This is a genomic window from Arthrobacter sp. ZGTC212 (genome assembly GCF_002929255.1).
Classification (GTDB): domain Bacteria; phylum Actinomycetota; class Actinomycetes; order Actinomycetales; family Micrococcaceae; genus Arthrobacter_B; species Arthrobacter_B sunyaminii.
Genome location: NZ_PJIJ01000001.1, coordinates 17,095 through 27,987, shown reverse-complemented (window position 1 = coordinate 27,987; position 10,893 = coordinate 17,095). Strand labels below are relative to the sequence as shown.

General features: G+C 66.6%; 12 protein-coding genes and 1 riboswitch. Of the genes, 6 read left to right on the top strand and 6 right to left on the bottom strand.

All coding sequences use genetic code 11. The annotated features are described in order from the left end of the window. Positions 1-161: 161 nt before the first annotated feature. Positions 162-422, top strand: a complete 261-nt coding sequence (locus tag CXQ89_RS00155) for a hypothetical protein (RefSeq protein ID WP_104053627.1) — start codon at positions 162-164, stop codon at positions 420-422. On the opposite strand, the gene acs is transcribed toward CXQ89_RS00155, so the two are convergent. The 4 genes from acs to CXQ89_RS00135 all read right to left on the bottom strand — a co-directional run bounded on the left by acs (position 416) and on the right by CXQ89_RS00135 (position 5,275). Continuing rightward, on the bottom strand, positions 416-2,467 hold the full coding sequence (gene acs, locus CXQ89_RS00150; RefSeq protein ID WP_104159918.1) for an acetate--CoA ligase: 2,052 nt from the start codon (positions 2,465-2,467) through the stop codon (positions 416-418). The genes CXQ89_RS00155 and acs overlap by 7 nt on opposite strands. After that, positions 2,458-3,285, bottom strand: coding sequence for an ABC transporter permease (locus tag CXQ89_RS00145; RefSeq protein WP_104159917.1), 828 nt, complete (start codon positions 3,283-3,285; stop codon positions 2,458-2,460). Before CXQ89_RS00145 ends, acs begins: the two co-directional genes overlap by 10 nt. Then, on the bottom strand, positions 3,282-4,343 hold the full coding sequence (locus tag CXQ89_RS00140) for an aliphatic sulfonate ABC transporter substrate-binding protein (protein WP_104159916.1): 1,062 nt from the start codon (positions 4,341-4,343) through the stop codon (positions 3,282-3,284). Before CXQ89_RS00140 ends, CXQ89_RS00145 begins: the two co-directional genes overlap by 4 nt. Before the next feature lie 107 nt (positions 4,344-4,450). After that, positions 4,451-5,275, bottom strand: a complete 825-nt coding sequence (locus tag CXQ89_RS00135) for an ABC transporter ATP-binding protein (RefSeq protein WP_104053631.1) — start codon at positions 5,273-5,275, stop codon at positions 4,451-4,453. Between the two features lie 386 nt (positions 5,276-5,661). Next, positions 5,662-5,776, top strand: a riboswitch (SAM riboswitch). 35 nt (positions 5,777-5,811) lie between these two features. On the opposite strand from CXQ89_RS00135, the gene CXQ89_RS00130 reads away from it, so the two are divergent. The 3 genes from CXQ89_RS00130 to CXQ89_RS00120 all read left to right on the top strand — a co-directional run bounded on the left by CXQ89_RS00130 (position 5,812) and on the right by CXQ89_RS00120 (position 8,454). After that, on the top strand, positions 5,812-7,233 hold the full coding sequence (locus tag CXQ89_RS00130; protein ID WP_258059742.1) for an LLM class flavin-dependent oxidoreductase: 1,422 nt from the start codon (positions 5,812-5,814) through the stop codon (positions 7,231-7,233). A 127-nt stretch (positions 7,234-7,360) separates the two neighbouring features. After that, positions 7,361-7,978: an alpha/beta fold hydrolase gene (locus tag CXQ89_RS00125; RefSeq protein WP_104159915.1), complete on the top strand. Its 618-nt coding sequence runs from the start codon at positions 7,361-7,363 to the stop codon at positions 7,976-7,978. A 56-nt stretch (positions 7,979-8,034) separates the two neighbouring features. Next, positions 8,035-8,454, top strand: coding sequence for a CoA-binding protein (locus tag CXQ89_RS00120; RefSeq protein WP_104053633.1), 420 nt, complete (start codon positions 8,035-8,037; stop codon positions 8,452-8,454). Positions 8,455-8,458: 4 nt separating this feature from the next. Here the strand turns inward: CXQ89_RS00120 and CXQ89_RS00115 are convergent, their stop codons facing one another. Next, entirely contained in the window at positions 8,459-9,286 is an 828-nt protein-coding gene (locus tag CXQ89_RS00115) for a DUF1206 domain-containing protein (protein WP_237685526.1), read from the bottom strand. A 110-nt stretch (positions 9,287-9,396) separates the two neighbouring features. Here CXQ89_RS00115 and CXQ89_RS00110 point away from each other — a divergent pair, with 110 nt between their 5' ends. Both CXQ89_RS00110 and CXQ89_RS00105 read left to right on the top strand, forming a co-directional pair. Beyond that, complete coding sequence (locus CXQ89_RS00110) at positions 9,397-9,783, top strand: MmcQ/YjbR family DNA-binding protein (RefSeq protein ID WP_104160627.1); 387 nt, start codon at positions 9,397-9,399, stop codon at positions 9,781-9,783. After that, positions 9,780-10,349: a DUF1990 family protein gene (locus CXQ89_RS00105; RefSeq protein ID WP_104159914.1), complete on the top strand. Its 570-nt coding sequence runs from the start codon at positions 9,780-9,782 to the stop codon at positions 10,347-10,349. The genes CXQ89_RS00110 and CXQ89_RS00105 overlap by 4 nt, the downstream gene beginning before the upstream one ends. On the opposite strand, the gene CXQ89_RS00100 is transcribed toward CXQ89_RS00105, so the two are convergent. After that, positions 10,325-10,858 carry a GNAT family N-acetyltransferase gene (locus CXQ89_RS00100; RefSeq protein WP_146067172.1) on the bottom strand — a complete coding sequence of 178 codons (534 nt, stop codon included), beginning with the start codon at positions 10,856-10,858 and terminating at the stop codon, positions 10,325-10,327. The genes CXQ89_RS00105 and CXQ89_RS00100 overlap by 25 nt on opposite strands. Positions 10,859-10,893: the final 35 nt, after the last annotated feature.

Genomic DNA, 10,893 nt, shown 5'->3' with positions numbered 1-10,893 from the left:
GCTCCTTCCTGGTGTGCCGCCGCAAAGCGGCGGGTGGATCGTTGCAAGTAGAGGGCGGCGGACGAACAATGGGGAACAGGACTGCAAGGCTGGGCAGAACCGCAGATCCGAGACGGACAGCGGCGGGGGAGCCGGACGGCACGACGAAGGGCAAGATCCCAATGGACCAATACGTGGTTGTCATCGAGACCGGCTACAAAGTTGCCGCCGCTACACACAAGGTCACCGCCACCGATCCGATGCCGCCGGTGGAGGCTAACCGGCTGTTCCTGGAACTGCTGGAGGGCATGCACGCTGACCTGCTGCCGGCCAAGGCGGACACCACCATGCTGGAGGTTTCGCCCACGGAATTCGTGCGCATCCACCGCCTGATGGGCGGCGTGGTGGTGCTGGACCGGGTGACCCTGGCCCGCGTTCACTGAGAAGCCCCGCGGCGGCGCGCTTCACACACATCCGCGATGTCCGCGATGCACGGTTCATTCTGCAGGCTGGTGGTGTCGCCCAGCGGGGTGCCCTCGAACAGCTGCGTCAGCAGGCGGCGCATGATCTTCCCGGACCGCGTCTTGGGAACATCAGGAACCACGACGACGGCGGCCGGCTTGGCGATCGGCCCGATTTGCCGGGCAACGTGTGCCCGGAGCTCGGCCGTGACCCGCTGGGTGAAATCTGAATCCGGTTCAGTGCCCGCTTCGGTGCCCGCGGCGGGTGCAGCGGAGGACAGCACGACGAACGCGGCAATGGCATGCCCGGTCTTCGGATCGGCAACGGGGCAGACCCCGGCTTCGGTGACCCAGGGATGGGACACCAGCGCGGACTCGATCTCGATTGTGGACAGCCGGTGTCCGGAGACGTTGAGGACGTCGTCGGTGCGGCCCAGGATCCAGGTGTCGCCGTCGTCGTCGTATTTGGCGCCGTCACCGGCGAGGAACCAGCCCTGCCGTGCGTACTGCCGCCAGTAGGACGCCAGATAACGCTGCGGATCGCCCCAGACGGTGCGGGCCATGGCCGGGCCGGTCTTGTCCACCACGATGAACCCCTGGGTGTGCGGGGGAACCGGGTTTCCGGCCTCATCCACAATCCGGGTGGATACCCCGGGCAGGGCACGGGAGGCGCAGCCGGGCTTGAAACCGGTGTCGGTGGGACGCGGGGAGAGGATGGTGGCGCCGGTTTCGGACTGCCACCAGGTGTCGATCACGGGAACTTCGCCGCGGCCGAGCTGCCCGCGCATCCACCGCCACGCCTCGGGATTCACGGCCTCGCCCACGGTGCCGAGCAGGCGGATGGAGGATAAGTCCCAGGTGTCCGGGACACCGTCGGGGAACCAGCCCATCAGCGACCGGACCAGGGTGGGAGCGGTGTAATAACTGGTCACCTTGTAGCGCTCGATGATCTCGAAATGCCGTCCCGGATGCGGGGTGTTCGGGGTGCCCTCGAAGATCACCTGGGTGACGCCGTTGGAGAGCGGCCCGTAGATCTCGTAGGTGTGCGCGGTGACCCAGGCCAGATCCGCGGTGCACCAGTGGACGTCCGCTTCCCGTGCACGTTCGTCCGGGTTGGCGAAAAGGAACTCGTAGCTCCAGGACGCCTGGGTCAGGTAACCGCCCATGGTGTGCACGAGGCCTTTGGGGCGTCCGGTGGTTCCGGACGTGTACATGATGAACAACGGTGTTTCGGCGTCGAACGCCTCGGGTTCGTGGATGTCGGAGGCGGTGTCCACGGTCTCGTGCCACCAGAGGTCGCGGCCTTCGGTCCAGGCGATGTCGCAGCCCGTGCGGCGGACCACCAGAACGTGTTCGACGGCGTTGGCCCCGGACACGGCTGCATCGGCATTGTCCTTCACCGGCACGGCGGCGCCGCGGCGGAACTGGCCGTCGGTGGTGACCAGCAGCTTGGCGCCGGTGTCCTCGACCCGGAACTTCAGGGCCTCGGCGGAAAAGCCGCCGAACACCAGGGAATGGACGGCGCCGATCCGGGCGCAAGCCAGGGTGATGACGATGGTTTCCACGATGACCGGCAGATAGATGACCACGCGGTCACCTTTGCCGATGCCCAGTTGCAGCAGTGCGTTGGCGGCGCGGCAGACGTCGCGCTGCAGATCCGCGTAGGTGACGGTGCGCCGGTCTCCGGGTTCACCCTCAAAGTGCAGGGCCACCTTGTCCCCGCGGCCGGCGGCAACATGGCGGTCCACGCAGTTCACCGCCACGTTCAGGGTTCCGCCGGCAAACCATTCGATGGCAGGGACGCTGTACTCGGCCTCGGGCTCGGGCTCCGGGGTCTCCGGTCCGCTTAGCCGCTGCGGCGGGGTAAACGTGTGCGCCGTGTGCCAGGGCTGCTCCCACTGCAGCCGGCGGGCTGCCGCCTCCCAGAAGGCGATCCGCTCGGTTTCGGTGGTTGGGTCCGCAGCCGTGCCCTGCCGGGCCTGCAGGGTTTCTTCGAGCGTTTCCTGCAGTGTTGTGCTCAGGCCCATTTGGCCACCGCCTTCTTTTCGGCCAGTCCGAGCAGGGCGTCGGTAACCTTGCCGATCACCGCCAGCAGGATGATGGCCAGCAGCAGCCGGTCGGTGCGCCCGTTGTTTTGCGAATCGGTCAGCAGGAAGCCCAGCCCCATGGAAGAGGCGATGAGCTCCGCGGCCACGAGGAACAGCCAGGACTGTGCCAGCGCCAGCCGCAGCCCGGAGAACACCGCCGGAACGACGGCGGGCAGCTGCACCGTGGTCAGGAGTTTCAGCCCGTTGAGTCCGAAGGCGCGGGCGGCCTCCACCAGGTTCCGGTCCACGTGGCGCAGGGCCAGTGACACGGTGGTGAACACCGGGAAGAAGGCACCGATCGCGATCAGCGTGATTTTGGAGTCCTCGCCGATCTTCAGCCACAGGATCAGCAGGGGCACCCAGGCAAGCGACGGCACGGCACGCAGCGCGCCGATCATCGGACCCAGCAGGATGTCGGCCAGGCGGGACAGCCCCAGCACGGCGCCCAGGGCCAGGCCCAGCAGCCCGCCGGCGGCGAAACCGATGAGCACCCGCTGGGTGGAGATGGCCACGTGGTTGCCCAGCTGGCCGCGGCCGATCAGGTCAGCTGCGGCAGTGTAGACGGCCGACGGCGAGGGCAGCTGGACCGGACTGAAGATCCCGGCCGCCGTGGTGATCTGCCAGGCGGCCAGTACCAGGACGGGAACCACCAGGCCCAGGCCCGCGCGGGTCCAGCGGCTTGTCAGGATGGTGCCGGCCGGCGCTGTATTCCCGGCACCGGCGCTCGCGGATGCCGGGGTCTTAAGGGCCGAACTCACTGTGCATCCGAAATGGACTCGGGATCAGCGGACTTCACGAAGGAGTCATCGAACAGGCCGTCCAGTGCCTTGTCCACGGCGTCCTGGCCGGCGACGTCCCCGGTTTCCACCAGTGTGGGGCCGATTTTCTCAAGCACGCTGCGCTGGGCCTCACCCGGTGCGGGGTCAACGTCCAGGTTGCTGCGTTCCAGCACCACGGTCTGGGCCACCGCCAGGTCCAGACCGGCAACATCGGCCAGGATCTGCGCCGTTTCCTCCGGGTTTTCAGCAGCCCACGCGCGGGCCTTCTCATAGGCGTTGACCACCGCCTGGGCGAGTTCCGGATCCTCTTTCAGGAAGGATTCGTTCGCGGCAAGGATGCCGTAGGTGTTGAAGTCCAGGTTGCGGTGGATCAACCGGGCACCGTTTTGTTCGGCACCCGCCATGATCGGGTCCAGCCCTGCCCAGGCATCCACTGATCCGTTTTCCAGGGCGCTCCGGCCGTCCGCGTGCTGCAGCTGTTCCACGGTGACGTCGTCCAGGCTCAGTCCGGCTTCGTCCAGGGCTTGTACCAGGAAGAAGTAGGGGTCGGTGCCCTTGGTTGCCGCCACGGACTTGCCCTTGAGGTCCGCCACGGAGGTGATGTCCGAGTCGGCGCCCACCGCCAGGGCCGCCCATTCCGGCTGGGAGAAAATGTCGATGGCCTTGATCGGGGATCCGTTGGCGCGGTGCAGCAGTGCTGCGGAGCCTGCGGTGGAACCGACGTCGATCGCCCCGGAGCGCAGGTTTTCGTTGGCCTTGTTGGAGCCGGCCGACTGCACCCACTCCACCGTGACGCCGTCGTCGGCGAGGGCGGATTCCAGCCAGCCCTGGTCCTTGATGATCAGGCTGAGCGGGTTGTAGGTGGCGAAGTCGAGGGTGAGGGTTCCGCCGTCGGCCGCGCCGGCGTCGGCGGCGGCATCGGAATCCTCGCCTGCCACGCAACCGGTCAGCAGCAGGGAAGCTGCGGCGGCGGCTGCGGCCAGGGCCTTGAGCGCGGTGCGGGAAGCTGAGGGGGAACTATGGGAACGGCTGTTCATGGAAATTCTTTCTGATGAGTTGGCTGCGAGGCATCGCGGTTCATGCGCAAAATGGGCGCAGAACGGCGGGGGTAGCGGCCCTTAGAGGGGTGACGCCGGGAGAAGTTTTAGTGGCGGTCGACGCCGAGGCGGGCCAGGAGCTCGCCGCGCATTCGGGCCAGCTCGGCCGAGGCGCGGTTCCGCGGGCGCGGGCCGGGCACGGTGATGGTGTCCGTAATGGTGGCTCCGGCAGCACCGGGCTCCCTGCCCAGGACGATGATGCGGTCTGCCAGCTGGAGGGCTTCGTCCACGTCGTGGGTTACCAGCAGCACCGTGGTGGGGGTGGCCCGGTGAACCGCGAGCAGCAGGTCCTGCATCTTCAGCCGGGTCAGGGCATCCAGTGCACCGAACGGTTCATCCAGCAGGAGCACGCCGGGCGTGCGGGCCAGGGCCCGGGCAAGAGAAGCGCGCTGCGCCATGCCGCCGGAAACTGCCCGGGGACGGTGTTTGGCGAAGGCGGCCAGTTCCACCAGCTCCAGCAGTTCGGCCACCTTGGCCTTGCCGTTCTTGGCGCTGATGCCCTTGGGCAGGCCCATGGCGATGTTGGCCTGCAGGGTTTGCCAGGGCAGCAGCCGCGGTTCCTGGAAGGCGACGGCGCACCGGTCATCAATGCCGCGCACGGGCGTTCCGTTGATCCGGACTTCCCCGCTGGTTGGAGCGTCCAGGCCGGCTGCGGCCCGCAGGAGCGTGGACTTTCCGCAGCCGCTGGAGCCCAGGATGGCCAGGACTTCGCCGGCATGTACGTCAAAGGTGATGTCCCGCAGCACCTGGTGGGTTTCACCGCCGGAGCCGAATGCGCGGCCGAGGGAGGAAAAGGCAACGGGAAGGGCGGAGCCGGCGGCGCGCGTTTGGGGCGGCGCGGCGGCAGGGGACTGTGAAGCCAGAGCGGTCATGTTAACTCTCCATCGGTCCTGGCAGTAGCACCCTACGGATAACGCCTTGGGCCGGTAGGCCTCCTGCGGTGTTGTCCTCGCTATTGCCGTCCCTCAAGGAGGAGGTACGGCAACCAGGGTTGCTGCGGCTTCACTGATCCAGGTCTCTCAGCCGCTCGGGATGGTCAAGAGCAACTAAACGCGCGATTGCGGAAACCGGCAAGTCCCCCGCGTAATATTTCGACGCCGCCTGTGCCGGCGGGGACGCAGGCCAGGCCATCCATCTGTGGAGTCTGGGACAGGATGGGGAATGCTGCCAACCAGTGGTCATGCGGGGTCATAAATCCGTTCACACGGGGTCATGTTCTTTCCATGCCTGCCCCTCTGTGCAAATACTGGTGGCGAAGGATCATGAGTCCCAACGCAAAGCTCTGGCTGGTTGGGCGGCAACCCTCTTTCCGTAGCGGGGTGCCCCAGATGAGGATCCGGCCGTGTCGCGTCCGCGAACGGCAAGTACGGCGCCCCAGCGGGTGCGTCCCATCCCGAAGGATTTCCCCGTGTCCGAATCATCTTCCTCAACACCTCAGAACAGCCGGCGGCAGATCCGGTTCAACGCCTTTGACATGAACTGCGTGGGCCATCAGTCTCCGGGACTGTGGCGCCATCCGCAGGACCAGTCCGCGAATTACACGGATCTCCGCTACTGGGCCAACCTGGCCCAAACCTGCGAGCGCGGATTGTTTGACGGCATCTTTATCGCAGACGTCCTGGGTACCTATGACGTGTATGGAAACTCCAACGAGGCCACACTGCGGCAGGGCACCCAGGTGCCGGTGAATGACCCGCTGCTGCTGGTCTCCGCCATGGCACTGGTCACCGAGCACCTCGGTTTCGGCATCACCGCGGGAACAGCCTATGAACACCCCTACTCCTTCGCGCGGCGCCTCTCCACCCTGGACCACCTCACCAACGGCCGGGTTGGCTGGAACGTGGTTACCGGCTACCTGCCCTCGGCGGCCCGCAACATGGGTGCCGAAGACCAGCTTGAGCACGACGAGCGCTACAACCACGCGGATGAATACCTCGAGGTGATCTACAAGCTGCTGGAAGGCTCCTGGGAGGATGACGCCGTCGTCCGGGACAAGGACAGCGGCATCTTCACCGACCCGGCGAAGGTGCATGACATCAACCATGAGGGCAAGTACTTCAAGGTTCCCGGCATCCATATCAGTGAGCCGTCTCCGCAGCGCACCCCGGTGATCTTTCAGGCCGGCGCCTCGCCGCGGGGAATTGCCTTTGCCGCCGGCAATGCCGAGGCCGTCTTCGTGGGCGCCCCCACGAAGGAAAAGCTCAGGGCCACGGTCACCCGGATTCGTGATGCCGCCGAAGCCGCCGGCCGGGACCGCCACTCCATCCGGATCTACACGCTGCTGACCATCATCACCGCGGCAACATCCGAGGAAGCCGAAGCCAAGCATTTGGACTACCAGCGGTACGCCAGCGACGAGGGTGCCCTGGCCCTGATGTCCGGCTGGCTCGGCGTGGACCTGTCCACCTACAACCTGGACGAGCCGCTGGGCAATGTGCAGTCCAATGCGATCCAGTCTGCCGCGGACAACTTCCAAAAAGCGAAGGACGACGGCGAACCCTGGACGGTGCGCGACATCGCCGAATCCGCGGGGATCGGCGGGCTGGGTCCGCGGCTGGTGGGCTCGGGGTCCGACGTCGCCGAGGAGCTGATCCGGTGGGTGGAAGAGACCGATGTGGACGGCTTCAACCTGGCCTACGCCATTACCCCGGGTACCTTCGAGGACGTGGTGGAATTTGTGGTGCCGGAGCTGCAGAAGCGCGGTGCCTACCGGACGGAATATACCCCGGGGACGCTGCGCCACAAGCTCTTCGGTGCCGGTGACAAGCTGCCCGAAAACCACCGCGGCGCGTCCTTCCGTCTGCAGCCGGCAGGGATTCCGGCACGCTGAGGGGTTCCGCCGTCCGGCCGGAGGTTTGCGGGGCGGGTTCCGGGCGGGGCCATTGACCGGGGACGGACTGCCTCCTTACGTTTGAAGGGTCCGCGCAGTGAACCCCTTTAGCGAGCAGGAGTCGGCTATGGAACCCTCACCCAGCGCCACCGGCATGGCCCTTTCCGCCGACGGCACCCGCATCGCCTGGTCCCGGCAGGGCGACGGTCCGCCCCTGGTGATCGTGGATCCGCTGACAGCTGACCGCAACAGTTCCAGTACCCGGGCCCTGGCGCAGCTGCTCTCCGGAAACCACACCGTCTACACGTATGACCGGCGCGGACTGGGTGAAAGCGACGTGGGGGAGGAGTACACGGCCGAGTCCGACGTTGATGACCTGCTGGCAGTGGTGCAGGTGGCCGGCGGAAGGGCAGACCTCTACGGGTTCGCGTCGGGTGCCTTCCTGGCGCTGCGCGCCGCCGAGGAGTCCGCCGTCATCACGCGGGTTGTCGCGCTGGAGCCCACCCTGGCCCTGGAGGAGGGCGAAGACGAGATGCTGGTGCTGCAGACGGAACTTGAGGGACTCGGCGGTGTGCAGGTGCCAGTGCTGGTGCTGGCAGGGAGCGCCAGCGGCAACGAAACGCAGGATCTGGCCCGGCGGGCCGCCGATGCCCTGGAGGAAGGGGAGTTCCAGCTGCTGGAAGGCAACACGGCCAGTGTGCCGGAGACCGCCCTGGCCGATGCCATCGAATCTTTCCTGAGCTGAGGCACGCAGCCGGGCGTAAGCTGGTGCCCGATCCAGAGCCCACCGAAGGACGGCAGATGACACACGTCAATAACCCCGCAGTTGTCGAAGCACTTCTGACCAACAAGGGCGCCCGCTGGGCGGTGGTGGGCCTGTCCAACAATCCGCGCCGCACCGCCGTCGGCGTCTCCCGTTACATCCAGGACCACCTCGGAATGGAAATCATCCCGGTGAGCCTGAAGGGAGACGATGTCCACGGCAACAAGGGCTACCGGCAGCTCAGCGAAATCCCCGGACAGATCGACGTCGTTGACTGCTTCGTGAATTCCTCCCGTGTCGGGAACATAGTGGACCAGGCCATCGAGGCAGGCGCCAAGGCGGTGTGGCTCCAGCTGGGCGTGATCGACGAGGCAGCGGCGCAGCGGGCGGCCGACGCCGGGCTGGACGTGGTCATGGATACCTGTCCCGTCATCGAAGCTCCCCGGTTCGGTCTCTGATCCGTTACAGCTTGGCGAACCGGGCGCGCAGGATCCCGGTGTACAACCCGTAACAGATCATTCCCGCGCCCACGGCTCCCAGCGCCAGCACGCCGAAGGGCTGCTCGCGCAGGGCGCGGAGTGCACCGTCGAGCCCGGTGGACTTCTCCGGGTCGGCCGTGAAAGCGGCCACCATCACCAGGAGGCCCAGAATAGCCAGGGAGACTCCCTTGGCGACAAAGCCCAGCGTGCCGGTAATGGTGACGGCGCGGTCCCAGATGCCCGCCGGAATCGCCGTCAAATCCTTGCGGAAACGTCCGGTGGCGCCCTTGAAAATGAAATAGCCGCCAACACCGACGATGCCAAGTCCCACCAGGCCCAGCAGGACGGCGCCCGCCGGCTGCGCCATCAGCTTGGCGCTCCAGCCTGCGGAACTCTCGCCGCTGTCCGTGCCGCCGCCCAGGGCTACGGTGCCGAAGGATACGCCGATGGCACCGTAGGTGATGGCCTGGGTGGCCGCGGAGCCTCGCACTTTCCAGGCGTCTTTGCCCTGCAGCCCGCGGCCGTCCAGCCAGACGCGCGATGCCTGAAACAGCGCGAGGGCGAGGCAGCCCAGGAAACAGATCCAGAGCAGGACCAGTCCGCCCGGCTGGGCGGCCAGGGCAGAGACGGCGCCGGAGGAATCCGCGCTGCCGCCGCTGCCGGACGCAATCTGCAGGGCGATCACGCCGATGAGCAGGTGCAGCACTCCGCTGGCGACGTATCCCATGCGTGCGGCCCGCTCAAACCCCTGTGAATCCGCCGCTTTTTCCGCGGCCGAAGCGAGCCGGTCCCCATGTCCTGTGCGAGCCAAAACTGTCCTCCGTTAGGTGAGCACACGTGCGGTGTGTGGCGGGTTGATGCTGGTCTGGCTCCATTTTGTCACCTATGGCGCGGCCTGGGGCGACGGACTACGCTCGGATGATGGACGCGGCAGAGGTAAGGCGGTTGTGCCTGGGCTTCCCGGGCGCTTACGAGGACTTCCCCTTTGGTCCGGAATCGTCCGTGTTCAAGGTCCAGGCAACCGGCGGCAAGGCGAAAATGTTTGCCCTGTGTGCGCTGGCCGGTCTTCCGCTGACGATCAGCCTGAAGTGCGAGCCGGAGTTGGCCCGGCAGCTGCGGGCCGCGCATCCGCAAATCAACGGTGCCTGGCACATGAACAAGACCCACTGGAATTCCGTGGTGCTGGATGACGGACTGGAAGACGGGCTGGTGCGCGATTTGGTGGAGGATTCCTATGATCTGGTGGTGGCCTCCCTTCCGGCACGGGACCGCGAGTCGCTGGCCTGGAAAGGGCTGGCGGGTGGATGAGCCGGGATCTGGGCTATGCGGAAAGCGGCTACACCCGCCGGCCCTATCCGCAGCCGCTGACCGACCGGTGGCCTGAAGGCTACCGGCTGGTGCTGCGCCGGGAGAGTTTTGACATTCCGGATCCGGCGGCCGGGTACCTGCGGCTGGCCAGCGGAATTCTGAACTGGGATTTGCACCGGAGAAGCGGGCTGCGGGTGGCGCCGGGCACGCCGCGTGCGGCGCCGGGAGTGGAAATGGCCTCCGGGATCGGCGCGGGACCGCTGCGCTACTACGCTCCCTGCCGGGTTTTGTGGGCTGATGAGCCCGCAGTGGACGATGACGGCACCCCGGTTCCGGGGCAGCGGGCCGGCTTCGGCTACGGAACCCTTCGCGGGCATCCGGAACGGGGCGAAGAGGGTTTCTACGCCGAACTGGACGGCGACGGAAAGCTCATCTTCCGCATCGCTGCCTACAGCCGCCCTGCCAACAAGGTGATAGCTGCCGGAGACTTCGCCAACCGCGCAGTGCAGGCCTTCATCACCCGGCGGTACCTGGCCGCAGCCTACAAACTCGCGTCCGGCAACTGATCACGGAGCAGGACAAACGTCAGTCCCAGGCCCGGGATTTCCACCGGCATAAAACCGGCGGTGAGCAGGAGTTCCTGCGAGGCGGTGTTCTCTTCCTCCGTGTGGGCAATGACCCGGGAGACGGTGGGCTCGTCCAGAGCCACCCGGGAGAGCGCAAGCAGTGACTCAGTGGCGTAGCCCTGATTGCGGCGGGAAGGAACCACGCTGTAGCTCACCTCCGCGTCGCCCGCCTCAGGCAGCATCAGGAAACCAATGGTTCCCACCACCTCGCCCGTCTTCTGCTCGCGGATAACCCGCGTCGCCAGGGCAGGGGCAGCGGTGTGAAGGCCCTGTTCAAAAAACTGCCGGGCGGCGTCGAGGTCCGTGGGCTGGGGAAAGTCCTCAGCCCAGCCGGGCAGCCGGGACTGGCTAATAAGGGCATCCATCTCTGCGGGAGACATGGTCTCCAGGCGCAGCCGTTCGGTGAGCACACTCGTGGAGGGTGCCGAACGTTCCGGGGTAAGGGTCACAGCATAATTGTGCACGTCAGACCGCCCGTGCCCTC